Here is a 24,274-nt window from a genome sequence, read left to right on the forward strand (position 1 = left end):
CATCCGGCCGGCGCCCCTCCCCCGTCCAGCCCGCGGCGCCGGGTACCTGGCAACCCGGCGCCGCGGACCCCCGTACCCTTGTCCCGTGAGCAGCCCCACCCCCGACGCCCTCCTCGGCCCCGCCGACATCCGTGAGCTGGCGGCAGCGCTCGGTGTCCGTCCCACCAAGCAGCGCGGCCAGAACTTCGTGATCGACGCCAACACGGTCCGCCGCATCGTCCGCACCGCCGAGGTCCGCCCCGAGGACGTGGTCGTCGAGGTCGGCCCGGGGCTCGGCTCCCTCACGCTCGCGCTGCTGGAGACCGCCGACCGGGTCACCGCCGTCGAGATCGACGACGTCCTGGCCGCGGCGCTGCCCGCGACCATCGGCGCGCGCATGCCGGAGCGCGCCGACCGGTTCGCCCTCGTCCACTCCGACGCGATGCACGTCGCCGAGCTGCCCGGCCCGCCGCCGACGGCGCTGGTGGCGAACCTCCCCTACAACGTCGCCGTGCCCGTGCTGCTGCACATGCTCGACACCTTCCCGAGCATCGAGCGCACCCTCGTCATGGTGCAGGCCGAGGTCGCCGACCGGCTGGCCGCCGCGCCCGGCAACAAGGTGTACGGCGTGCCGTCCGTGAAGGCCAACTGGTACGCCGAGGTCAAGCGCGCCGGAGCCATCGGCCGCAACGTCTTCTGGCCCGCGCCGAACGTCGACAGCGGTCTGGTCTCCCTCGTCCGGCGGACCGAGCCGCTGAAGACGACGGCCTCCAAGGCGGAGGTCTTCGCGGTGATCGACGCGGCCTTCGCGCAGCGCCGCAAGACGCTGCGGGCCGCGCTCGCCGGCTGGGCCGGTTCGGCGGCGGCCGCGGAGGCCGCCCTGGTCGCGGCCGGGGTCTCGCCGCAGGCGCGCGGGGAGTCGCTGACGGTGGAGGAGTTCGCGCGGATCGCCGAACACAAGGAGAGCGGCACGTGAGCGTCACGGTACGGGTACCGGCCAAGGTCAACGTCCAGCTCGCGGTGGGCGCCGCCCGCGCGGACGGCTTCCACGACCTCGCCAACGTCTTCCTCGCCGTCGGCCTCCACGACGAGGTGACGGTGACCCCCGCGGACGAGCTCCGGATCACCTGCGAGGGCCCGGACGCCGACCAGGTCCCCCTCGACCGCACCAACCTCGCCGCGCGCGCCGCGCTCGCGCTCGCCGCGCGCCGGGGCATCGAACCGAACGTCCACATCCACATCGCCAAGGACATCCCGGTCGCCGGCGGCATGGCGGGCGGCAGTGCGGACGGCGCGGGCGCGCTGCTCGCCTGCAACACGCTGTGGGGCACGGGCGCATCCCGCGCCGAGCTGCTCGCGATCTGCGCCGAGCTGGGCAGCGATGTGCCGTTCAGCCTGGTCGGGGGCGCGGCTCTCGGCGTCGGACGGGGGGAGCAGCTGACCGTCCTGGAGGTCGGCGGCACCTTCCACTGGGTGTTCGCGATGGCCGGGCGGGGGCTGTCCACCCCGGCGGTCTTCCGCGAGTTCGACCGGCTCGCCCAGGGGCAGGACATCCCGGAGCCGGTGGCTTCGGCGGAGCTGCTGGAGGCGCTGGCGAAGGGGGACGCGGAGGCGCTGGCCGCGGCCGTCTCCAACGACCTTCAGCCGGCGGCGCTGTCCCTGTTCCCGGAGCTGGCGGACACGCTGGAGGCGGGGCGCGGGGCGAGCGCGCTCGCCGCGCTGGTGTCCGGATCGGGACCGACCACGGCGTTCCTCGTGCGGGATGCCGAGGCGGCGGAGAAGGTGGCGGCTGCCCTGCGGGCGTCCGGGACGTGCGGGGCGGTGCGGACGGCGGCGGGGCCGGTGGCGGGGGCGACGGTCCTCTAGGACTTCAGAGTTCGTCGATCGCCGTCAGGCCGATGTCGATGGGGTACGGCTTGTCGACCTTGATGCGGTCCCGGTGCATGCCGGTGTGGATGTATGCCATTGCGGTCGTCCACGGTGTAGCCGTCCTGGGGCGGCACCGGCCACTGGACGCGGTGCTCTGCGGACTCGGCGGTCATGGTTCCTCCCATGGACGGGATCCTGCTGCCTGCCCTCCACCGCAGCGGGCCGTTTCCCGATCGCGTCATCACAGAGAGTGACCGCCCCCTCGCGCCCCGCCCTCACCCTCGCAGGCCCTACGCTAGAAGGCTGACCGACCCCCGCACGCAGGAGTGAAATGGCCGTCAACCTGGTCAATGTCGAGAACGTCAGCAAGGTGTACGGCACCCGTGCCCTGCTGGACGGCGTCTCGCTCGGCGTGTCGGAAGGGGACCGGATCGGGGTCGTCGGACGCAACGGCGACGGCAAGACCACCCTCATCCGGATGCTCGCCAAGCTGGAGGAGGCCGACACCGGACGGGTCACCCACTCCGGCGGGCTGCGGCTCGGCGTGCTCACCCAGCACGACTCCCTCGACCCCGCCGCCACCGTCCGCCACGAGGTGATCGGTGACATGGCCGACCACGAGTGGGCGGGCAACGCCAAGGTCAGGGACGTGCTGACCGGACTGTTCGGCGGGTTGGACCTGCCGGGCTTCCCGAAGGGGCTGGACACCGTCATCGGACCGCTCTCCGGTGGTGAGCGGCGCCGGATCGCGCTGGCCAAGCTGCTCATCGAGGAGCAGGACCTGCTCGTCCTGGACGAGCCCACCAACCACCTCGACGTCGAGGGCATCGCCTGGCTCGCGAAGCACCTGCAGAACCGGCGCTCGGCGCTGGTCTGCGTGACCCACGACCGGTGGTTCCTGGACCAGGTCTGCACCCGCATGTGGGACGTGCAGCGGGGCGACGTGTACGAGTACGAGGGCGGCTACTCCGACTACGTCTTCGCGCGCGCCGAGCGCGAGCGGATCGCGGCCACCGAGGAGGCCAAGCGGCAGAACCTGATCCGCAAGGAGCTGGCCTGGCTGCGGCGCGGCGCCCCCGCCCGTACGTCCAAGCCGCGCTTCCGGGTCGAGGCCGCCAACGAGCTGATCGCGGACGTGCCGCCGCCCCGGGACAGCAGCGAGCTGATGAAGTTCGCCTCCTCGCGGCTCGGCAAGACGGTCTTCGACCTGGAAGACATCACCGTGCAGGCCGGGCCCAAGGTGCTGCTCAAGCACGTCACCTGGCAGCTGGGACCCGGCGACCGGATCGGCCTCGTCGGCGTGAACGGCGCCGGCAAGACCTCCCTGCTGCGGGCCATGGCCGCGGCGGCGCGCACGGAGGGTGAGGAGCAGCCGGCCGGTGGGCGCATCGCCGTCGGCAGGACCGTCAAGCTCGCCTACCTCTCCCAGGAGGTCGCCGAGCTGAACCCGAACACGCGGGTCCTGGAAGCCGTCCAGCAGGTCCGCGAGCGCGTCGACCTCGGCAAGGGACGTGAGATGACCGCCGGGCAGCTGTGCGAGACGTTCGGCTTCAGCAAGGAGAAGCAGTGGACGCCGGTCGGCGACCTGTCGGGTGGTGAGCGCCGGCGCCTGCAGCTGCTGCGCCTGCTCATGGACGAGCCCAACGTCCTCTTCCTGGACGAGCCCACCAACGACCTCGACATCGAGACCCTCACCCAGCTGGAGGACGTCCTCGACGGCTGGCCCGGCTCGATGGTCGTCATCTCCCACGACCGGTTCTTCCTCGAGCGCACGACGGACCGGGTCTTCGCCCTCCTCGGCGACGGCACCCTGCGGATGCTGCCGCGGGGCATCGACGAGTACCTGGAACGGCGGCAGCGGATGGAGGAGGCGGTCGCCGCCCAGGCCGCCGCCGCGGCGCCCAAGCCGGCCGTGCAGGAGAAGAGCGCCGCCGACCAGCGTGCCGCCAAGAAGGAACTCCAGAAGATCGAGCGCCAGTTGGACCGGATCTCCGAGAAGGAGACCAGGCTGCACGCCCAGATCGCCGAGAACGCCACCGACTTCGGGAAGGTCGCCGACCTGGACGCCCAGTTGCGCGACCTCGCCGGTGAGCGCGAGGAACTGGAGATGCGCTGGCTGGAGTTGGCGGAGGACGCGTAGCGCACCCGCGGTGGGCAGGCGTCCGGCGCGCGGCTGAAATCAAGCCGCGCGCGGCGCTGTTGCGTGCGCCGCGTGAAGGGGGCGTGAAGGCGCGTAACGGCGACATCACGGCCAGGTCGTCCCTTGGGAACAGCGGCGGATCCGAGCCCCTGTGCTGTCGGTACCGAGTGATAGAAAGGGCCGTCTGAGAACTGTCTGAGTAACGACCCAGGGTCTGTCAAGAACCTCAGGGCGTGGCTAAAAATCAGTGAACGAGGGGGAAGAGCGCTGATGACCCAGCCGCCCAACCAGCCGCCGCAGGGCGGTTTCGGAGCGCCGCAGGGCCAGCCGCCGCAGGGTGGCGGCTTCGGAGCCCCGCAACCGCCACCGGCCCCGGGCGGTTTCGGCGCCCCCCAGGGAACTCCGGGCGCCCCGGGTATGCCTCCCCCGCCGCCGGCCCAGCCCCCGGCCGCACCGCCGCAGCCGCCCCAGCCCGGCTACGGCTACCCCCAGCAGCCGGGGCCGTACGGCGCACCGGCCGCGCCCGGCACCCCCGGGCCCTACGGCTACCCGCAGCAACCGGGCCCCTACGGGGCGGCGCCCCAGCCCGGGTTCGGCCACCCGCAGCAGCCGACGTACCCGGGCGCGCCCGGTGCCGCGCCCGGCGGGCAGCCCCGGCGCAGGACGGCGCTGATCATCGGTGCCGCGGTGGCCGCGCTGCTGGTCGTCGGCGGCACGGTGTACGCGGTCACGAGCGGCGACGACGGCGGAAAGAAGAAGCCCGTCGCCCAGCAGAGCGACGACCCCAAGCACTCCGCCTCCGCGTCCGCCTCGCCGAGCGCGTCGAGCGGCGGCGGTGACGACCCGGAGGACCTCAACGCGGGCCGCAAGGCCGGTGAGGCGAAGGTGCTCTGGTACGAGTCGGCACCGGACGCGCCCCGTTCCGGCGCCGACGCCCCCGGCATGTGGATCACCGGCAAGACGGTGGTGAAGGCGGCGTACAAGCAGGTCTTCTCCTACGGCGTAGGCGACGGCAAGCCCGCCTGGAGCCCGATCACCCTGCCGCAGAAGATCTGCGCGGTCACCCCGCGGCAGTCGGACGACGGCAAGGTCGTCGTGGCGTACATGAGCGGCGCCGACGACAAGGCCGTGTGCAACCAGCTGCAGCAGATCGACCTGGACACCGGCGAGAAGGGCTGGAGCGGCAAGGTCGACCGCCGCGGGGCGTTCGACATCCAGGTCGAGATCAACCTGTCCGTCAGCGGCAGGACGCTGATGGTGGGCCGCGTGGGGTCGGGCACGGCGTACGACATCGACAGCGGCAAGAAGCTGTACAGGAAGGGGCAGTACGGCGCCTCCTGCGGTCCGTACGCGTACGCGGGTGGCGCCGGCCGGCTGATCCAGGCGTCCTCCTGCGCCGCGTTCGAGCCGAACGAGCACGACGAGATCCAGGAACTGGACCCGGCCACCGGCAAGGTCAAGTGGTCCCAGCCGGTCAAGAAGGGCTGGGAGGTGACCAAGGTGTACTCCCTGGACCCGCTCGTGGTGTACCTGACCAACTCGGACAAGAAGGCCTGGAACATCACGACGTTCACCAACGACGGCAAGTTCCGCTCCGAGGTGAAGGTCGACGAGAAGTTCGCCCCCCGCTGCGGCTTCCTCGACCGGGACCTGCAGAGCTGCCAGGGCGTCACGGCCGACGCCGACACGCTGTACCTGCCGACGGACAGCACCAGTTCCGCCAACGAGATCGTCGCGATCAGCCTGGCCGACGGCAAGGCGCGGTGGCGGGCCAAGTCCCCGGCCGACGAGCCGATGTACCCGATGAAGGCCGAGGGCGGCAAGCTCGTCGCCTACGTGCAGCCGTCGTACGACACGGGCGGCCAGGTGGTCTCGATCCCGGTCGCCGGCTCCTCCCACCGGACCACCAAGCTGTTGCAGAACCCGCAGGGCACGGCCGAGATCGAGAGCACCTTCTACGACGGTGTCGTGGACTGGGCCGACGGCCGGTTCTTCATCTCCGCCGGCCGGCTGAACGGCAGCGACGAGTCGAAGGAGAAGCTGATCATGGCCTTCGGCAACTGAGCCGCCGTCCCGGCTTCCTCCCCGTCCGTACCAAGCCTGTTCCGCCGTCCCTTTCGCCGAACGGCTCTCCGAGCCCCACCGAGGTACCCGTCCCATGACCCAGCCGCCCCCTCCGCCGCCGAACCAGCCCCCGCAGCAGGGCGGCTTCGGCCCTCCGACCCCACCGCAGCAGCCCCCGCAGCCGCCTCAGCCGCAGCCCGGCTACGGGTACCCGCAGCCCGCTCAGCCGCAGCCCGGCTACGGCTACCCGCAGCCCGCTCCGGCCCCGCAGCCGCCCCAGCCGCCCCAGTCCGGTTACGGCTACCCCGGCCCGCAGCAGAACCCGTACGGCCAGCAGCCCCCGGCCTACGGCCACCCGCAGAACCCGTACGGGCAGCCCACGCAGCCGGGTTACGGCTACCCGGGCCAGCCGCCGACCGTGCCGATGCAGCCGCAGCCGGGGCAGAGCGGCGGCGGACGGAACAACTCGGTGCTGCTCATCGTCGTCGCCGCCGTCGTCGCCATCGCGCTGATCGTCGCCGGCGGCATCTGGTACGCCAGCTCCTCCGGGGACGACGGCAAGAGCCACAACACCGCCTCGTCCAGCGGCGGCACCGGCGGCAAGACCGGCAGCGGCGGCAAGGAGAAGGTGCCGGCCGACCCCGCGGGCAAGGTCCTCTTCGAGGTGCCCATGCCCCACGCGAACGACCTGATCAGCACGATCGGTTCGTGGCTGACCGACAAGGTGTACGCCAAGAGCGGCGTCAACGAGATCGTCGGCTACGACCCGGCCAAGGGCACCAAGCTGTGGACGATCAAGCTGCCCGGCCCGCTCTGCGCGGCGAGCAAGCACGTCACCGACGACGACAAGACCGCGATCACCTACCAGCCGAGGCCGGACACGAAGACGTCCATCGGCGGGTGCACCCAGATCGCCGCGATCGACCTCGACGCGGGGACGAAACTGTGGACGAAGACGGTCAAGTCCGGTGACTACCCGGTCGACTACGAGAACGTGACGGTCGCTCAGCGCACCGTCGCGCTGGGCGACTCCGAAGGCGGCGCCGCCTTCGACCTCGACTCCGGCAAGCCGCTGTGGCTGCCGAAGCCGGGCGACGACTGCTACGACGCGGGGTACGGCGGCGGCGCCAAGCTGGTCGCGGTGCGCCACTGCGGAGACATCGACAACGAGCGGGTGTCCATCCAGACCATCGACCCGAAGACCGGGAAGGTGCTCTCCGAGTACAAGATGGACCCGGGCATCGAGGACGCCTCCGTCGTCTCCACCGAGCCGCTGGTGGTGGCCGCCGAGGTGGGAGACGAAAGCGACGCCCTGGACTACTTCTCCATCGACAACAAGACCGGCAAGCTGCTCGCCCACATCTCCGCGCCGGACAACACCTACGGCGGCAAGTGCGACGGCAGCACCCGTATCGAGGACTGCCACCAGATCGTCGTCGGCAACGGCAAGCTGTACCTGCCGACCGCGGAGCACGACGGCACCGGCGAGTTCAGCAGGACCAACGAGATCGTCTCGTTCGACCTGCACACCGGCAAGCCGACCGGCCAGCGTGCCGAGGCCGGGGACGGCTACACGCTCTCGCCGCTGCGCATGGACGGCGGCAACCTGATCGCCTACAACGAACCGCCGTACGACAAGGGCGGCCAGGTCGTCAGCATCGACGGCGGGACCTTCAAGTCGACCAAGCTGCTGGAGAACCCCTCCACGCGGAGCGTGCACGACGTGGAGATCGACATGCTGCCGGAGTTCGCGGAGCTCCTCTTCGCCAACGGCCGCCTGTACATGTCGGAGGTCCACGCCCGCAAGGCGTCCTCCTCGTACGGCAAGGACCTGGCGGTGGCGTTCGGCACGGGCGGCTGACGGCCTCGCCGACCTCATGACGAGTCTCGCCCGAATGGGTGACTTACCAAGAAGTGCCCCGGATTTCATCGATCCGGGGCACTTCTCATCAAGAGGGGCAGCGCGACGTCGAACAAGCGTGTAGCTTCCGGGGGCATATGGAGGGCGGAGGTGCCGGGGGGCCCTCTGTCCTTGCGGACCGGTGGGCGTCCATAGTGGGGCATCCATGGGGGGGACTGGGGGGTTGCTCTATGGGAGTGCGGCTCATGGTCGTGGACGACCATCGCCTGCTCGCGGAAGCGCTGGCGTCGGCGCTCAAGCTGCGCGGGCACCGGGTGCTCGCCGCGGCGGCACCGGCCGCGGGCGCGGCGGACCTGGTGATCGCGCGGGCGCCGGAGGTGTGCCTGCTGGGTACGGCGGCGCCGGCCGAGCCGGGCGTGTTCGACCCGGTGGTGAAGATCAAGCGGGAGCGGCCGCAGGTGGCGGTGCTGGTGCTCGGCCCGGTGCCGTCGCCGCGCGGGATCGCGGCGGCCTTCGCGGCCGGGGCGTCGGGGTACGTACGGCACGACGAGCGGATCGAGGGTGTCGAGCGGGCGATCATGAAGGCGCGGTCGGGGGAGGCGGCGGTGGCTCCGCAGCTGCTGCAGGGGGCGTTCGGGGAGCTGCTCAATCCCGCCGCGCAGCCCGATGACGAGGCCCAGCGGCTGCTGTCGGTGCTGACGCCGCGGGAGGTGGAGGTGCTGGTGCGGGTGGCCGACGGGGAGGACACGCGGCTGATCGCCGCCGGGATGGGGATCGCGCCGAGTACGGCGCGGACGCATGTGCAGCGGGTGCTGATGAAGCTGGGGGTGGGGTCGCGGCTGGAGGCGGCGGCACTGGCCGCGCGGACAGGCCTGCTGGACCGGGCGGGCCCGCTGAACCCCGGCCCGGACTAGCCGCCCGAAGGGACGGCGGCGGTATGAACCCGGCGGCACCGCAGTCCCCCGAGGGACGCGGGGACTTCGCGCAGTCCCCCAAGGGGCGCGGGGAACCGCGCGAGCAGCCACCACGAACTCGCGGCCGGGGACGGCCCGCCGCCCTGCGGCAAAGCCGCCCCCGGCCGGCGTTCACTCCCCCGGCGAACCCTCCGGAGGAAGCTGCTGAGGCGCCACGGGCCGAAGCTTCAGCCAGGCCAGGAAGAAGATGCCCAGCAGGAGCATGCCGATCCCGGTCCACAGGTTGATGTTGACGCCCTGGGCCTTGTCGATGGCGGACCGGGAGTCGGTGATCCCGGTGATCGTGACGATGACGCCGTACAGGACGAACAGGCCGCCGATGATGCGGCGCAGGTCGAAGATGCGGGCCGCGGTCGCGGACTTGCCCTCCAGCTCGGTGACTTCCCGCTGGACGTCCTCCTCGCTGTAGTGGAAGGGCTCGTGGCCCTTGTGTGCGCGGTCGGAGTGCGCGTTGTCGCTCATGGTTTCCTCGATCCTCCCGCGTCAGAACGAGAACGGGACGTAGCAGGCGGCGGCCAGCACGACCGCGCCCCAGCCCAGCAGGGCCGGCCTGCGGTACCAGGCGTCGTCGCCGGCGGCGGGCGGTTCGGACATGCCGGGGGAGCGGGTGCCGTAGACCAGCCCCTGCAGTTCCTGGGCCGGCTTCGGCTGGGTGAACAGGGACACGACGACCATCACGATCGCGCCGGCGACGAAGCCCGCGATCGCGGAGACGAAGTTGGCGCCCTGGTCGGAGGGGAGGGAGATGATGCCCTTCTTGTAGAACACGAAGTAGTTGATCATCGCCGCGGTCGTACCGGCGAGCAGACCCCAGAAGCCGGACTTGGCGGAGGCGCGCTTCCAGAACATGCCGACGATGAAGACGACGAACATCGGCACGTTGAAGAAGGAGAACAGCGTCTGCAGATAGCTCATGATGTTCGAGAACGAGGACGCCAGGAACGCCGTGCCGATCGAGGCGAACACGCCGATCACGGTGATCAGGCGGCCGAAGCGCACGTAGTACGCGTCCTCGCGGCCCCGCACCACGTACTTCGCCCAGATGTCGTTGGTGAACACCGTGTTGAAGGACGACACGTTGGCCGCCATGCCCGCCATGAAGGCCGCCAGCAGACCGGTGACGGCGATGCCGAGCACACCGTTGGGCAGCAGCTCCTGCATCAGGTACGGGATGGCGTCGTTGTACTGGTAGCCGGAGGCCGGGGTGCCGAACTTCGGGACGATCGCGGCGGCCACCAGGCCCGGGATCATCACCAGGAAGACGATGAAGATCTTGGGGTAGGCGGCGATCAGCGGGGTCCGCTGCCCGGCGGAGAGGTTCTTCGCGGACAGGGCGCGCTGCACCTCGGCGAAGTTGGTGGTCCAGTAGCCGAAGGAGAGCACGAAGCCGAGGCCGAGGACGATGGTCAGCCAGTTGGCGCCGAGCGGGTTGGCATGACCGATGCCGGTGCCGCCCCAGGCCGTGGTGAAGTCGGCGCCGTGCGTCGCGGTGAGCTTGTGGGTGAGCCCGTTCCAGCCGCCGACCTTCTTCAGGCCGAGGATGGTGATCGGGATGAGGGCGGCCAGGATCACGAAGAACTGCAGCACCTCGTTGTAGATCGCCGAGGACAGACCGCCCAGGGTGATGTACGCGAGCACGAACGCGCCGGCCACCACGATCGCGACCCACTGCGGCCAGCCCAGCAGCGCCTCGACGACGATCGCGAGGGCGTAGAGGTTGACGCCCGCGATCAGGATGGCGGCGAACGCGAACAGGATCGAACTGAGCAGGTGGGCGGCCCGGTCGAAGCGCAGCAGCAGGAACTCGGGGACCGAGCGGACCTTGCTGCCGTAGTAGAACGGCATCATCACCAGGCCCAGGAAGACCATGGCGGGGATGGCGCCGATCCAGTACCAGTGCACGGTGTAGGCGCCGTACTGGGCGCTGTTCGCGGCCATGCCCAGGATCTCGGTGGCCGCCAGGTTCGCCGAGATGAAGGCGAGGCCGGTGATCCAGGCGGGCAGCGAGCGTCCGGAGAGGAAGAAGTCGAGGCTGGTCTTCACCGAGCGGCGGGCCGCGAAGCCGATGCCCAGGACGACGACGAAGTAGATCGCCAGGATCGTGTAGTCCAGCCAGTTGGTGGGGAGCCGTAGCTGCGCCGCCAGATACACGGGGCTGTCTGTGGGGGTTTGCATGAGAACTCGCTTCGTTGCGCGAACTGATCCAGAGCGGAACCTACGTCTCCGCGTTCAGATATTGAACACTTCTGTTGGTGTTCTTTGTTTGATTGTGATGAAGCCCGAGGTTGTGAGGTTGTGGTCTGTTATGTTTGATTGTGTTGAGTGATTGGGTGCGGGGTGTAGAGGAGTCCGGCGTTGAAGAAGACCTCGACACGGCTGGCCGACGGTCGTGAGCTGATCTACTACGACCTGCGGGACGACGCCGTGCGCGACGCCGTCGACCGACGACCGCTGGACCGTACGGTCACCACCTCCGAGATCCGCCGTGACGTGCTGCTCGGCGACTCGGTCGCCGTCGCCTCGCACCGGCAGGGCCGCACGTACCATCCGCCGGCCGACCAGTGCCCCCTGTGCCCCACGCGGGGCGACCGGCTCAGCGAGATCCCGGACTCGTCGTACGACGTCGTCGTCTTCGAGAACCGGTTCCCCTCCCTCGCCGGCGACTCCGGCCGCTGCGAGGTCGTCTGCTTCACGTCCGACCACGACGCCTCCTTCGCGGACCTGACCGCCGAGCAGGCGCGCCTGGTGCTCGACGCGTGGACGGACCGCACGTCGGAGCTGTCGCACCTGCCCGCCGTCGAGCAGGTCTTCTGTTTCGAGAACCGCGGTGCCGAGATCGGTGTGACCCTGGGCCACCCGCACGGGCAGATCTACGCCTACCCCTTCACCACCCCGCGCACCGCGCTGATGCTCCGCTCGCTCGCCGCGCACCAGGAGGCCACCGGCGGCGAGAACCTCTTCGACGCCGTCGTGGAGCGGGAACTGACCGGGGAACGGGTCGTCCTTGAGGGTGAACACTGGGTCGCGTTCGTGCCGTACGCCGCGCACTGGCCGTACGAGGTCCACCTGTACCCGAAGCGGCGCGTCCCCGACCTGCTCGCGCTGGACGAGGCGGCACGCACAGAATTCCCCCAGGTCTATCTGGAACTCTTGAGGCGCTTCGACCGGATCTTCGGCACCGGTGAGCCTCCGACGCCGTACATCGCGGCCTGGCACCAGGCCCCGTTCGGCGCGCTGGAGGAGTTCGACGGTGTGACGCGCGACGACTTCGCGCTCCACCTCGAGCTTTTCACCATCCGCCGCACTTCCGGCAAGCTGAAGTTTCTCGCGGGTTCCGAGTCCGGCATGAGCGTGTTCATCAACGATGTGCCGCCGGAGCGCGCGGCCGAGCGACTGCGAGAGGTAGCGAGTTCATGAAGTACCTGGTGACGGGTGGCGCGGGTTACGTCGGCAGTGTCGTGGCCCAGTACCTGCTGGAGGCCGGCCACGAGGTCACCGTCCTCGACAACCTCTCCACCGGCTTCCGCGAGGGCGTGCCGGCGGGCGCCGCGTTCATCGAGGGCGACATCCGCGACGCCGCCAAGTGGCTCGACCCCTCCTACGGCGGCGTGCTGCACTTCGCCGCGTTCTCGCAGGTCGGCGAGTCGGTGGTGAAGCCGGAGAAGTACTGGGACAACAATGTCGCCGGCTCCATGGCGCTGCTCGGCGCGATGCGCGACGCGGGCGTGCGCACGCTCGTCTTCTCCTCCACGGCGGCGACCTACGGCGAGCCGGAGCAGGTCCCGATCGAGGAGAGCGCGCCGACCCGGCCGACCAATCCCTACGGCGCCTCCAAGCTGGCCGTCGACCACATGATCACCAGCGAGGCGAACGCCCACGGCCTGGCGGCGGTGTCCCTGCGCTACTTCAACGTGGCCGGCGCCTACGGCGCCCAGGGGGAGCGCCACGACCCCGAGTCCCACCTCATCCCGCTGGTCCTCCAGGTCGCCCAGGGCCGCCGCGACGCGATCTCCGTCTACGGCGACGACTACCCCACCCCGGACGGCACCTGCGTGCGCGACTACATCCACGTCGCGGACCTCGCCGAGGCCCACCTGCTGGCCCTGACCGCCGCGCGGCCCGGCGAGCACCTGATCTGCAACCTCGGCAACGGCAACGGCTTCTCCGTGCGCCAGGTCATCGAGACCGTCCGCGAGGTCACCGGCCACCCGATCCCCGAGGTGATCGCCTCGCGCCGGGGCGGCGACCCCGCGGTGCTGGTCGCCTCGGCGGACACCGCCCGCGAGAAACTGGGCTGGAACCCGTCCCGCGCGTCCCTCGCGGGCATCGTCGCGGACGCGTGGGAGTTCGCACAGGGCATCGAGAAGTCTGCAAGGGAGCACTAGTGGGGGCACAGCAGGTCGCGGAGCGCTTCACCGAGCTGTACGGCGCGGAGCCGGAGGGGGTGTGGGCGGCCCCGGGCCGGGTCAACCTGATCGGCGAGCACACCGACTACAACGACGGCTTCGTGATGCCGTTCGCGCTGCCGCAGCAGGCGATCGCGGCGGTCTCCCGCCGCACCGACGGGATCCTGCGCCTGCACTCGGCGGACATCGAGGGCGGCGTGGTGGAACTGCCGCCGGACGCCCTGGAGCCCGGCCGCGACACGGACTGGACGGCGTACCCGGCGGGCGTGGCCTGGGCGCTGCGCGAGGCGGGCCACGGCGTGACCGGCGCGGACGTCCACCTGTCCTCGACGGTCCCGACGGGCGCGGGCCTTTCGTCGTCGGCGGCCCTGGAGGTGGTGATCGCGCTCGCGCTCGACGACCTGTACGGACTGGGCCTGCCCGGCTGGAAGCTCGCCCGGCTGTGCCAGCGCGCCGAGAACGTCTACGTCGGCGCGCCGACCGGCATCATGGACCAGACGGCGTCGGCCTGCTGCGAGCAGGGGCACGCGCTGTTCCTGGACACCCGTGACCTGTCCCAGCAGCAGATCCCCTTCGACCTCGCGGCCGAGGGCCTGCGCCTGCTCGTCGTGGACACCCAGGTCAAGCACGCCCACAGCGGCGGCGAGTACGGCAAGCGCCGCGCGGGCTGCGAGAAGGGCGCCGCCCTGCTCGGCGTCGACGCGCTGCGGGACATCCCGTACGCCGGCCTGGACGCGGCGCTGGCCCGGCTCGGCGACGAGGAGGAGGTACGCCGCCTGGTCCGGCACGTGGTGACGGAGGACGAGCGGGTCGAGCGGACGGTGGCCCTCCTGCGCGCCGGCGACACCCGCGCCATCGGCCCCGTCCTGACCGAGGGCCACGCCTCGCTGCGCGACGACTTCCGCGTCTCCTGCCCCGAACTGGATCTGGTGGTGGACACGGCCCTGTCCGCCGGCGCCCTGGGCGCCCGGATGACCGGTGGCGGCTTCGGCGGCTCGGCGATCGTCCTGGCGGAGGCCACGGACGTCGACACCCTCACCAAGACGGTCGAGGAGGCCTTCGCGGCGGCGGGCCGCACGGCCCCCCGCGTCTTCGAGGCGGTGCCGTCGGCGGGGGCGCGGCGCTTGGTCTGATCGTGCGCTACCGTCGTCAGCCCCGCACGCGGGTGCGGGGCTGACGCTCTTTCACGGGAGGCGTGGCGGATGCAGGCCGACGAGATACGGTCCCGCTTCGACGGCCGGGGCCAGGTCGAACTCCGCCTCGGCACGGGGCACAGAGCGCTGGCCGAGCGGATCGCGCACGCGCTCGGGTACCGGCTGGTCCTGGCCGAGCAGCTGAGCGGCCCGAGCGCTGTGCTGCTCGGCTACCGCGGCCCCGTCACCGTGCGGCTGCTCTTCCGGCGCGACGACGACCCCCGGGCCCGCCGCCGGGCGGAGCGGACCATCGAGCGGCTGCGGGCGGGCGGCCCGGTGCTGGCGGACGACGAGCCGCCGCCGCCCCCGCCGCCCCCTCCCGCTCCGGCGCCGCCGCTGACGCCCCGGCCGCCGCAACCCCGTCCGCGGCGCTCGCTGGAACCCCAGCCCCCGCCACCGGTGGGCGCGCCCCGGCCGCGGATCCCGCCCCGGCCACCCTGTCCGCCACCGCCACCGCCCCCGGCCCCGCCGGGCCCGTCCCGGGCTCGAAGGCCGCGATGACCCCGTCAGACCAGCCGCTTCGTCAGCGTGTACTCCGTGATCCCCGGCGGATAGTCGGGGATCACGCCCACCACCTCGTAGCCGTGCTTCCGGTAGAACGCGGGGGCCTGGAAGTCCCAGGTCTCCAGGCGGGAGGCCGTGCAGCCGCGGCCGGCGGCGATGCGCTCGGCCTCGGCGAGCAGACGTGAGCCCAGTCCGGTGCCGCGGTGCACGGCGTCGACCCACAGGTAGGTGATGTGCAGCCAGGTCGCCCAGGTGTGGCCGACCAGGCCGCCGGCCAGCTCGCCGGAGGAGTCCAGTGCCCAGACGTGGAGGGGGACGTCGCGTTCGGCGGGGGTGCCGCGCAGGGCCGCCAGCACCGGGGACGCCGCCGTGTTGGTGTCCCGCAGCCGCGAGCGGAGCAGATCACGTCGGACTTTGTCGACTTCCGCCTCAATACGAAACATGCGGCACACCATAAACGCGCCGGACGGCCAGTTCTGTAAATCTCCTTCCGCAGCGTGCTCCCATCCGTACTCTGAGGAACAGCACCGGTGGGGGCCGGTGCCGATCAGGGGGCGAGACAGGCGGGTACGACACCCGCGGTGGGGGTAGCAGTTTCCGCGACGGCGGCGGCCGTGCGGCGCGCGTCCTTCCCGTGGGGTGTCGTACCCGCGCGGTCGTCGTTCTCCCTTGCGGACCGGCTGCTGGCGGCCGGGCCCTTTCCGGACCTTGGTTGTCCCCTGCTCCGCGCGGAGCCTGGGGAAGGGGGTTACGTGGTTCGTATCCGAGTCCTGGTCGTCGACGACCACCGCATCTTCGCCGAGTCGCTCGCCGCCGCCCTGGCCGCCGAGCCCGACGTCGACGTCTTCGCCGCCGGCAGCGGCCCCGCCGCGCTGCGCTGCCTGGAGCGGGCGGCCGGTGAGGGCCGCCGCTACGACGTCCTCCTCGTCGACGCCGACCTGGGCGGCAACGTCCCCGGCACCCGGCCGGCCGTGCCCGTGCAGGAGGGCGACGAGGAGGGGCTGGTCGACGGGATCTCGCTGGTCGCGGGCGTGCGCACCGCCCAGCCCGCCGTGCGGATCGTCGTGCTCGCCGAGAAGGACGATCCCCGGCGGGCGGCGCTCGCGCTGCAGGCCGGCGCCTCGGGCTGGGTCGCCAAGGACTGCTCGCTGTCCCGGCTGCTGACGGTGATCCGGGGCGTGCTGCGCGACGAGACCCATCTGCCGCCCGCCCTGCTCACGGGCGTACTGCGGGAACTGACCGCGGCCCGCCGGCACCGCAGCGAGAGCGAGCGGCTGGTGGAGTCGCTCACCCCGCGCGAGCGGGAGGTGCTGCGCTGCATGGTCGCGGGGCTGGGCAGGAAAGCCGTCGCCGAGCGGCTGTTCCTCTCCCCGCACACCGTGCGCACCCACATGCAGAACGTCCTCGGCAAACTCGGCGTCCACTCCACGCTGGCCGCTGTGGCACTCGCCCGCCGCGCCGGCGTCGGCCCGGCCGACCTAGCCGGGGATGTTGTCGAACGGGGCGGTCAGCTGGCGTAGCAGACCGGCCAGCTCCGCGCGCTGGGTGCGGGACAGCTCGCCGAGGATCGCCCGCTCCTGCTCCAGCAGGCCCGCGAGCGCCTGGTCCGCGCGGTCCCGGCCGGTGTCGGTCAGCCGCACCAGCACACCGCGCCGGTCGCTCGGGTCGGGCAGCCGCTCCACCAGGCCCTTCTTGGCCAGCCGGTCGATGCGGTTGGTCATCGTGCCCGAGGTGACGAGGGTCTGGGTCAGCAGCTGGCCGGGGGAGAGCTGGTACGGCGTGCCCGCGCGCCGGAGCGCGGTCAGCACATCGAACTCCCAGGGCTCCAGCTGGTGTTCGGCGAAGGCGAGCCTGCGCGCACGGTCCAGATGCCGGGCGAGCCGGCTCACCCGGCTGAGCACTTCCAGCGGCTCCACGTCGAGGTCCGGACGTTCCCGGCGCCACGCTGCGACCAGCCGATCGACCTCGTCCTCCATGGAGATCAGTGTAGTGGTTGTGTCGACATGAAGTCTCTTGAGATCGAGTCTCTTGACATCAAGATATAGCCCGGGGAGAGTGACGGGTATGACGACTCCCTTCTGGGACCCCGGCCAGTACCTGCGGCACGCCGGTCACCGGGCCCGCCCCTTCACCGACCTCCTCGCCCGCGTCCCCGACCTGCCCACACCGGCGCCCCGCATCGCCGACCTCGGCTGCGGCCCGGGCAACGTCACCGTCCTGCTCACCCAGCGCTGGCCCACCGCCCACGTCACCGGCTACGACAACTCGCCCGAGATGCTCGACGCGGCCCACACCGGCCACGAGGGGCCGACGCCCGGCGGGGGCCGCCTGGACTTCGCGCGCGCCGACGCCCGCACCTGGACGCCCGAGGAGCCCTGCGACCTGATCGTCTCCAACGCGACCCTCCAGTGGGTGCCGGGCCACGCCGAGCGCTTCGGCGACTGGATCACCGGCCTGCGCCCCGGCGGCGCCCTCGCCTTCCAGATCCCCGACAACGTCGACGCCCCGCTGCACGCCCTGATGCGCGAACTCGCCGGCACCCCCCGCTGGAAGGCCCGCCTCGCCGGCGTCCTGCGCCGCACCGACTCCGTGCACACCCCCGGCGCCTATCTGGACCGCCTCGCCCGCCTCGGCTGCGCCGCCGACGTGTGGCAGACGACGTACTTCCACGTCCTCACCGGCGAGGACCCGGTCCTGGAGTGGGTGAAGGGCACCGGACTGCGGCCCGCCCTGACCGCCCTCGCCGACGACCCCGAGGCCAGGGACGCGTTCCTCGGCGAGTACCGGGACCTGCTGCGGCGGGCCTACCCGAGCGCCCCGTACGGCACCGTCCTGCCCTTCCGCCGGCTGTTCGCCGTCGCCGTGAAGGGGGCCTGACGATGCTCCTCGCGGTCGATCACGTGCAGCTGGCCGCCCCGCCCGGAGCGGAGGACGAGCTGCGCGCGTACTACGCCGACGTCCTCGGGATGACGGAGATCCCCAAGCCGCCGGCGCTCGCGGCGCGCGGCGGCTGCTGGTTCCAGGCCGGGGCGGTGCGGCTCCATCTGGGCGTCGAGGACGCCTTCCGTCCCGCGAAGAAGGCCCACCCGGGGCTGCGGGTCACCCGGATCGAGGCGTACGCGGCCCGGCTGAGCGCGAAGGGCGCCCCGGTGACCTGGGACGACAACCTCCCCGGCCACTTGCGTTTCTACTCCGAGGACCCCGTCGGCAACCGCCTGGAGTTCCTCCAGCCCCGGTAGCTGATCAGCGTCCACCGGGCGAACGTCACCGCGAGCGCGAGGGGGACCAGCGGCGAGAGCGCGCGGCCCGCCTTGTTCCAGCCGCCCTGGTCCACCGGGACCCAGCTCCCCCAGGGCTCCTGGGCCACCCGCACCGGCATGGACACGGGGTAGGAGGTGAAGCCGGTCGCCGTGATGCGGTGCGTCCTGCCGCCGGAGGCCGCCAGCCCCGTGCAGTCCCAGTCGCCGCCGGTGGAGCCGCCGCGCGACGTGGTGGAGGGCCCGGTCGTCCAGCAGTGCGTCGTCCGCAGGGCCAGCGGATGCCCCATCAGCCCCAGGTGCCCCACGGCCGAACCTGCCAGGTAGCCGGTGAGAGCGAACAGGCCCGCGGCGACGAGACCCCACACGGCCGTCCCCCACGCCTGCTGCCGTCTCGTACGGACCCTGCGCTGCCAAGCCACCGCGTGATCGTACGCCGCGGCCCCCGCGCCTATGACTTGCGGTGCCCTATCAGCCGCGGCTTCTGCTCCAGCCCGTCCAGCCCGTGCCACGCCAGGTTCACCAGATGCGCCGCGACCTCCGCCTTCTTCGGGCGACGCACGTCCAGCCACCACTGGCCCGTCAGGGCCACCATGCCGACCAGCGCCTGCGCGTACAGCGGCGCCAGCTTCGGATCGAAACCCCGGGACTTGAACTCACGGCCCAGGATGTCCTCCACCTGGGTGGCGATGTCGGAGATCAGCGAGGCGAAGGAGCCCGTCGACTGCGGGATGGGGGAGTCGCGGACGAGGATGCGGAAGCCGTCCGTGTACTCCTCGATGTAGTCGAGCAGCGCGAACGCCGCCTGCTCGCACAGCTCCCGGGGATGGCCGGCCGTCAGCGAGCCGGTCACCATGTCCAGCAGCCGCCGCATCTCGCGGTCGACCACCACCGCGTACAGGCCCTCCTTGCCGCCGAAGTGCTCGTACACCACCGGCTTGGACACGCCGGCCTTGGCCGCGATCTCCTCCACCGAGGTGCCCTCGAAACCCTTCGCGGCGAAGAGGGTGCGACCGATCTCCAGCAGCTGCTGGCGGCGCTCGGCACCGGTCATACGGGTCCGGCGGGTCCGCCGCGGTTTGTCGTTGCTGGAGGTGCTGCTGGAGTCGGTCGCCACGGCGTCAATCATGCCGCCTTCGCGGTCTCCTTCCGGCGCCGGGAGCCGTCCTGGCCGGAGTTCCGGCGCGAATCGATACGCGAGCGTGACGGCCAGCGCACGTCGTACGCCCAGCCGAGCAGCTCGAACCAGCGGATGATCCGGGCCGAGGAGTCGATCTGGCCGCGCATCACCCCGTGCCGCGCCGAGGTCGGGTCGGCGTGGTGCAGGTTGTGCCACGACTCACCGCAGGACAGCACCGCCAGCCACCACACGTTGCCCGAACGGTCCCGCGACTTGAACGGCCGCTTGCCCACCGCGTGGCAGATCGAGTTGATCGACCACGTCACATGGTGCAGCAGCGCCACCCGGACGAGTGAACCCCAGAAGAACGCGGTGAACGCGCCCCACCAGGACATCGTCACGAGTCCGCCGACCAGCGGCGGCGCCAGCAGGGACACGGCCGTCCACAGGACGAACTGGCGGGAGATCGCCCGCAGCGCCGGGTCCTTGATCAGATCCGGCGCGTACTTGTCCTGCGGCGTCTGCTCCTCGTCGAACATCCAGCCGATGTGCGCCCACCACAGGCCCTTCATCAGCGCCGGGAGCGTCTCCCCGAACCGCCACGGGGAGTGCGGGTCCCCCTCCGCGTCGGAGAACTTGTGGTGCTTGCGGTGATCGGCCACCCAGCGCACCAGCGGGCCCTCGACCGCCATCGAGCCCATGATCGCGAGCGCGATCCGCAGCGGCCGCTTCGCCTTGAACGAGCCATGGGTGAAGTACCGGTGGAAACCGATCGTGATGCCATGGCAGCCCAGGTAGTAGAAGAACACCAGCAGGCCCAGATCGAGCCAGCTCACCCCCCAGCCCCAGGCCAGCGGCACAGCCGCCACGAGCGCCAGGAACGGCACGGTGATGAACAAAAGCAGCGTGATCTGCTCGATCGAACGCTTCTGCTCGCCACCCAGCGTGGCGGAGGGAGTGAGAGTGTCGTTGGCCTTACGGGCTTCTTCGATCACATCGGAACTTGAGGTCATGCGCGTCCCCTGTGGGGTCGAGGGTCGAGGCAGATGCCGGGCCTCCGGGACCGGACGGGAGTGGACGGCACGTCCCTACGGTTCCGTAACCTACGGCGTCGTAAGTATGGCAGCGTGTCATGCGGCGGCAAGAGCCCCAGAGCCAGCGCGTCCACATGGACACCTATCCTTGGATTCGGTCGGACAGCGCGGTCCGCTGAAGTTTCCTTCCCGGACACTCCGGCCCGTATGCGGCGCCCGCCGCCTGGTAGCCGGCCGGGTTCCCTCCCAGACGAGCTTCAACACTGCAAGGAGCCGCACCTGTGAGCAGTGCCGACGACCAGACCACCACGACCAGCAGCGAGCTGCGCGCCGACATCCGCCGGCTGGGTGATCTCCTGGGCGAGACACTCGTCCGGCAGGAGGGCCCCGAGCTCCTCGACCTGGTCGAGAAGGTCCGCCGCCTCACCCGCGAGGACGGCGAGGCCGCCGCAGAGCTGCTGCGCGGCACCGAACTGGAGACGGCGGCCAAGCTGGTCCGCGCCTTCTCCACGTACTTCCATCTCGCCAACGTCACCGAACAGGTGCACCGAGGCCGTGAACTGCGCGCCCGGCGCGCCGCCGAGGGCGGCCTGCTGGCCCGCACCGCCGACCGGCTCAAGGACGCCGACCCCGAGCACCTCAGGCAGACCGTCCAGAACCTCAACGTCCGCCCGGTGTTCACGGCACACCCCACCGAGGCCGCGCGCCGCTCGGTCCTCAACAAGCTCCGGCGCATCGCCGCGCTCCTGGAGACCCCCGTCCAGGGCTCCGACCGGCGCCGCCTCGACGTCCGCCTGGCCGAGAACATCGACCTGGTGTGGCAGACCGACGAACTGCGTGTCGTCCGCCCCGAGCCCGCCGACGAGGCCCGCAACGCCATCTACTACCTCGACGAGCTGCACGCGGGCGCCGTCGGCGACGTCCTGGAGGACCTGACGGCGGAGCTGGAGCGGGTGGGCGTACGGCTGCCCGACGACACGCGGCCGCTGACGTTCGGCACCTGGATCGGCGGCGACCGCGACGGCAACCCCAACGTCACCCCCCAGGTCACCTGGGACGTCCTCATCCTCCAGCACGAACACGGCATCAACGACGCCCTGGAGATGATCGACGAGCTGCGCGGACTGCTCTCCAACTCCATCCGCTACACCGGCGCCACCGAAGAGCTCCTGGAGTCGCTGCGCGCGGACCTGGAACTGCTCCCCGAGATCAGCCCCCGCTACAAGCGCCTCAACGCCGAGGAGCCCTACCGGCTCAAGGCCACCTGCATCCGGCAGAAGCTGGAGAACACCAAGCAGCGCCTGGCCAAGGGCACCGCGCACGAAGAAGGCCGCGACTACCTCGGCACCAGCGAGCTGCTGAACGACCTGCGGATCATCCAGGCCTCGCTGCGCGAACACCGCGGTGGCCTGCTCGCCGACGGCCGCCTGGCCCGCACCATCCGCACCCTCGCCGCCTTCGGCCTCCAGCTCGCCACGATGGACGTCCGCGAACACGCCGACGCCCACCACCACGCCCTCGGCCAGCTCTTCGACCGCCTCGGTGAGGAGTCCTGGCGCTACGCCGACATGCCCCGCGAGTACCGCGCCAAGCTCCTCGCGAAGGAACTGCGCTCCCGAAGGCCGCTCGCCCCCACCCCGGCGCCCGTCGACGCGGCCGGCGCCAAGACCCTCGGCGTCTTCCAGACCGTCAAGAAGGCCCTCACGGTCTTCGGCCCCGAGGTCGTCGAGTCCTACATCATCTCCATGTGCCAGGGCGCCGACGACGTCTTCGCCGCCGCCGTCCTCGCCCGCGAGGCCGGCCTCGTCGACCTGCACGCCGGCTGGGCCACGATCGGCATCGTGCCGCTCCTGGAGACCACCGACGAGCTGAAGGCCGCCGACACCATCCTGGAGGACATGCTCTCCGACCCGTCCTACCGGCGCCTGGTCGCGCTGCGCGGTGACGTCCAGGAGGTCATGCTCGGCTACTCCGACTCCTCCAAGTTCGGCGGCATCACCACCAGCCAGTGGGAGATCCACCGCGCCCAGCGCCGCCTGCGCGACGTCGCCCACCGCTACGGCGTCCGTCTGCGCCTCTTCCACGGCCGCGGCGGCACCGTCGGCCGCGGCGGCGGCCCCTCCCACGACGCCATCCTCGCCCAGCCCTGGGGCACCCTGGAGGGCGAGATCAAGGTCACCGAGCAGGGCGAGGTCATCTCCGACAAGTACCTCATCCCCTCCCTCGCCCGGGAGAACCTGGAACTGACCGTCGCGGCCACCCTGCAGGCCTCCGCCCTGCACACCGCCCCCCGTCAGTCCGACGAGGCCCTGGCCCGCTGGGACGCCGCCATGGACGTCGTCTCCGACGCCGCCCACGCCGCCTACCGCGCCTTCGTCGAGGACCCGGACCTGCCGACGTACTTCCTCGCGTCGACGCCGGTGGACCAGCTCGCCGACCTGCACCTGGGCTCCCGGCCCTCCCGCCGCCCCGGCTCCGGCGTCTCGCTCGACGGACTGCGCGCCATCCCGTGGGTGTTCGGCTGGACCCAGTCCCGGCAGATCGTTCCCGGCTGGTTCGGCGTCGGCTCCGGCCTCAAGGCCCTCAGGGCAGCCGGACTCGACGGCGTGCTCGACGAGATGCACCAGCAGTGGCACTTCTTCCGCAACTTCATCTCCAACGTCGAGATGACCCTCGCCAAGACCGACCTGCGGATCGCCCAGCACTACGTCGACACCCTCGTCCCCGACGAGCTCAGGCACGTCTTCGACACCATCAGGGCCGAGCACGAGCTGACCGTGCGCGAGGTTCTGCGGATCACCGGCGGCAGCGAGCTCCTGGACGCCCAGCCCGACCTGAAGCAGACCTTCGCCATCCGCGACGCCTACCTGGACCCCATCTCCTACCTCCAGGTCACCCTGCTCAAGCGCCAGCGTGACGCGGCAGCCGCGGGCACCGACCCCGACCCGCTGCTCTCCCGCGCCCTGCTCCTCACCGTCAACGGCGTGGCAGCCGGCCTGCGCAACACCGGCTGACCCGCTGACACACGGGTGCCCCCGAGGTCGTACGACCCCGGGGGCACCCGTGTGTACGGGGGACTCTCAGCCCCGCCGGGCCGTCCGGCGACGCGCCACCAGACAGCCGCCCACGGCGACCAGCGCCGCGGCAGCGGCCGACAGCAGACCCACCGGAGCGCCGTTGCCGGTCTCGGCGAGGTCACCGCCGGCGGACGGGGAGGAGGACGCGGCCGCGGCGGAGGGGGATCCGGACGCGGACACACCCGGGGCCGCACCGGACGACGCCGAAGACGCCGAAGCCGGCGACGCCGAAGAAGACGACGACGCCGAGGAAGGCGACGACGCCGAGGAAGGCGACGACGGCGACGCCGAGCCGGTCGGCCTGCCGCCGCCTGCCCCGGAGCCCTTGCAGTCCGTCCAGAACACCTTGTGCTTGGCCGCGCCCTTCTCACCCGCGAAGTTCCAGAACAGCTTGTAGTGCCCGTCGGGCAGCGAGAGGTCGTCCGTACGGCCGTGACCGCCCGAGTCCAGGGTGATCGCGCCGGACCTCACGGTCCCGCCCTTCGTCGGCGCCCACGCCTCGATGTGCCAGGCGACCCGCTGCCCGCCGTCGAAGCCGAAGGCGTCCAGGTAGAACGTGCACACGTGCGGCTCGTTGCGGCGTGCTTCCTCGCCGGTCCGGGCATCGTGGATCTTGACCGTGCCGTTGTCACCGGGAGCGGTCGCGTGGGCGGCGGGGGCGCACAGCAGCGCCGCCGAGACACCGGCGGTCAGCGCGCCGGCGCGGAAGAGGGTACGCATGGGCTGTCCATCTTCGAGTGGTGAACGGGGAAGATGTGGAGGGGGCGGTTCAGCTTCCGGTCCCGCCAGGCAGCCG

The 24,274-nt window shown here is 71.5% G+C and carries 22 protein-coding genes and 1 pseudogene; 14 read left to right on the forward strand and 9 right to left on the reverse strand.

The window, feature by feature from the left end:
* The first annotated feature begins 85 nt into the window (after window positions 1–85).
* Together rsmA and IE244_RS12770 are read left to right on the forward strand one after the other, a co-directional pair.
* On the forward strand, window positions 86–955 hold the full coding sequence (rsmA, locus tag IE244_RS12765; RefSeq protein WP_191873536.1) for a 16S rRNA (adenine(1518)-N(6)/adenine(1519)-N(6))-dimethyltransferase RsmA: 870 nt from the start codon (window positions 86–88) through the stop codon (window positions 953–955).
* Window positions 952–1,845 carry a 4-(cytidine 5'-diphospho)-2-C-methyl-D-erythritol kinase gene (locus IE244_RS12770; protein WP_191873538.1) on the forward strand — a complete coding sequence of 298 codons (894 nt, stop codon included), beginning with the start codon at window positions 952–954 and terminating at the stop codon, window positions 1,843–1,845. The genes rsmA and IE244_RS12770 overlap by 4 nt, the downstream gene beginning before the upstream one ends.
* Before the next feature lie 104 nt (window positions 1,846–1,949).
* Here IE244_RS12770 and IE244_RS41870 read toward each other — a convergent pair.
* Window positions 1,950–2,021 (reverse strand): annotated as a pseudogene (locus IE244_RS41870) (Uma2 family endonuclease); the annotation flags it as partial.
* Window positions 2,022–2,179: 158 nt separating this feature from the next.
* Between IE244_RS41870 and IE244_RS12775 the strand changes: the two are divergent.
* The 4 genes from IE244_RS12775 (at window position 2,180) to IE244_RS12790 (ending at window position 8,827) form a co-directional block, all read left to right on the forward strand.
* Complete coding sequence (locus IE244_RS12775) at window positions 2,180–3,988, forward strand: ABC-F family ATP-binding cassette domain-containing protein (protein WP_191873540.1); 1,809 nt, start codon at window positions 2,180–2,182, stop codon at window positions 3,986–3,988.
* Between the two features lie 270 nt (window positions 3,989–4,258).
* Complete coding sequence (locus IE244_RS12780; RefSeq protein WP_191873542.1) at window positions 4,259–6,052, forward strand: outer membrane protein assembly factor BamB family protein; 1,794 nt, start codon at window positions 4,259–4,261, stop codon at window positions 6,050–6,052.
* Window positions 6,053–6,146: 94 nt separating this feature from the next.
* Window positions 6,147–7,913 (forward strand): outer membrane protein assembly factor BamB family protein, encoded by a 1,767-nt coding sequence (locus IE244_RS12785; protein WP_191873544.1) that lies wholly within the window; start codon window positions 6,147–6,149, stop codon window positions 7,911–7,913.
* A 230-nt stretch (window positions 7,914–8,143) separates the two neighbouring features.
* Entirely contained in the window at window positions 8,144–8,827 is a 684-nt protein-coding gene (locus tag IE244_RS12790; protein WP_191873546.1) for a helix-turn-helix transcriptional regulator, read from the forward strand.
* Between the two features lie 171 nt (window positions 8,828–8,998).
* On the opposite strand, the gene IE244_RS12795 is transcribed toward IE244_RS12790, so the two are convergent.
* The gene (locus IE244_RS12795; RefSeq protein WP_191873548.1) at window positions 8,999–9,349 is read right to left on the reverse strand and encodes a hypothetical protein; all 351 of its coding nucleotides are present in this window, start codon (window positions 9,347–9,349) and stop codon (window positions 8,999–9,001) included.
* A 21-nt stretch (window positions 9,350–9,370) separates the two neighbouring features.
* Window positions 9,371–11,062, reverse strand: coding sequence for a sodium:solute symporter family protein (locus IE244_RS12800; RefSeq protein WP_191873550.1), 1,692 nt, complete (start codon window positions 11,060–11,062; stop codon window positions 9,371–9,373).
* 180 nt (window positions 11,063–11,242) lie between these two features.
* On the opposite strand from IE244_RS12800, the gene galT reads away from it, so the two are divergent.
* The 4 genes from galT to IE244_RS12820 all read left to right on the forward strand — a co-directional run bounded on the left by galT (window position 11,243) and on the right by IE244_RS12820 (window position 14,987).
* Entirely contained in the window at window positions 11,243–12,304 is a 1,062-nt protein-coding gene (gene galT, locus IE244_RS12805) for a galactose-1-phosphate uridylyltransferase (RefSeq protein WP_191873552.1), read from the forward strand.
* Complete coding sequence (galE, locus tag IE244_RS12810; RefSeq protein ID WP_191873553.1) at window positions 12,301–13,272, forward strand: UDP-glucose 4-epimerase GalE; 972 nt, start codon at window positions 12,301–12,303, stop codon at window positions 13,270–13,272. The genes galT and galE overlap by 4 nt, the downstream gene beginning before the upstream one ends.
* On the forward strand, window positions 13,272–14,426 hold the full coding sequence (galK, locus tag IE244_RS12815) for a galactokinase (protein ID WP_191873554.1): 1,155 nt from the start codon (window positions 13,272–13,274) through the stop codon (window positions 14,424–14,426). Before galE ends, galK begins: the two co-directional genes overlap by 1 nt.
* 69 nt (window positions 14,427–14,495) lie before the next feature.
* On the forward strand, window positions 14,496–14,987 hold the full coding sequence (locus IE244_RS12820; RefSeq protein WP_191873555.1) for a hypothetical protein: 492 nt from the start codon (window positions 14,496–14,498) through the stop codon (window positions 14,985–14,987).
* A 5-nt stretch (window positions 14,988–14,992) separates the two neighbouring features.
* Here IE244_RS12820 and IE244_RS12825 read toward each other — a convergent pair whose 3' ends face one another.
* Window positions 14,993–15,433: a GNAT family N-acetyltransferase gene (locus IE244_RS12825; protein ID WP_229854070.1), complete on the reverse strand. Its 441-nt coding sequence runs from the start codon at window positions 15,431–15,433 to the stop codon at window positions 14,993–14,995.
* A gap of 309 nt (window positions 15,434–15,742) precedes the next feature.
* Between IE244_RS12825 and IE244_RS12830 the strand changes: the two genes are divergently transcribed.
* Entirely contained in the window at window positions 15,743–16,510 is a 768-nt protein-coding gene (locus tag IE244_RS12830; protein WP_031169759.1) for a LuxR C-terminal-related transcriptional regulator, read from the forward strand.
* On the opposite strand, the gene tamR is transcribed toward IE244_RS12830, so the two are convergent.
* Window positions 16,469–16,966, reverse strand: a complete 498-nt coding sequence (tamR, locus tag IE244_RS12835) for a MarR family transcriptional regulator TamR (RefSeq protein WP_191873557.1) — start codon at window positions 16,964–16,966, stop codon at window positions 16,469–16,471. The genes IE244_RS12830 and tamR overlap by 42 nt on opposite strands.
* A gap of 88 nt (window positions 16,967–17,054) precedes the next feature.
* Here tamR and IE244_RS12840 point away from each other — a divergent pair, with 88 nt between their 5' ends.
* Window positions 17,055–17,867 carry a trans-aconitate 2-methyltransferase gene (locus IE244_RS12840; RefSeq protein WP_191873558.1) on the forward strand — a complete coding sequence of 271 codons (813 nt, stop codon included), beginning with the start codon at window positions 17,055–17,057 and terminating at the stop codon, window positions 17,865–17,867.
* A 2-nt stretch (window positions 17,868–17,869) separates the two neighbouring features.
* Window positions 17,870–18,229, forward strand: a complete 360-nt coding sequence (locus tag IE244_RS12845; protein WP_191873559.1) for a VOC family protein — start codon at window positions 17,870–17,872, stop codon at window positions 18,227–18,229.
* Here IE244_RS12845 and IE244_RS12850 read toward each other — a convergent pair.
* Genes IE244_RS12850 through IE244_RS12860 form a run of 3 tightly spaced genes read right to left on the reverse strand, consistent with a single transcriptional unit; the run spans window position 18,178 to window position 20,380 of the window.
* Window positions 18,178–18,669: a hypothetical protein gene (locus IE244_RS12850; RefSeq protein WP_191873560.1), complete on the reverse strand. Its 492-nt coding sequence runs from the start codon at window positions 18,667–18,669 to the stop codon at window positions 18,178–18,180. The two genes, IE244_RS12845 and IE244_RS12850, sit on opposite strands and share 52 nt — an antisense overlap.
* 29 nt (window positions 18,670–18,698) lie before the next feature.
* Entirely contained in the window at window positions 18,699–19,376 is a 678-nt protein-coding gene (locus IE244_RS12855) for a TetR/AcrR family transcriptional regulator (protein ID WP_161294816.1), read from the reverse strand.
* Window positions 19,373–20,380 (reverse strand): acyl-CoA desaturase, encoded by a 1,008-nt coding sequence (locus IE244_RS12860; RefSeq protein ID WP_191873562.1) that lies wholly within the window; start codon window positions 20,378–20,380, stop codon window positions 19,373–19,375. Before IE244_RS12860 ends, IE244_RS12855 begins: the two co-directional genes overlap by 4 nt.
* 302 nt (window positions 20,381–20,682) lie before the next feature.
* On the opposite strand from IE244_RS12860, the gene ppc reads away from it, so the two are divergent.
* Window positions 20,683–23,415, forward strand: a complete 2,733-nt coding sequence (gene ppc / locus IE244_RS12865) for a phosphoenolpyruvate carboxylase (RefSeq protein WP_191873564.1) — start codon at window positions 20,683–20,685, stop codon at window positions 23,413–23,415.
* Between the two features lie 66 nt (window positions 23,416–23,481).
* Here ppc and IE244_RS12870 read toward each other — a convergent pair whose 3' ends face one another.
* Window positions 23,482–24,198, reverse strand: a complete 717-nt coding sequence (locus IE244_RS12870; RefSeq protein WP_191873566.1) for a hypothetical protein — start codon at window positions 24,196–24,198, stop codon at window positions 23,482–23,484.
* Window positions 24,199–24,274 lie beyond the last annotated feature (76 nt).

The sequence above is a fragment of the Streptomyces filipinensis genome, from assembly GCF_014649495.1.
Taxonomy (GTDB): Bacteria; Actinomycetota; Actinomycetes; order Streptomycetales; family Streptomycetaceae; genus Streptomyces; species Streptomyces filipinensis.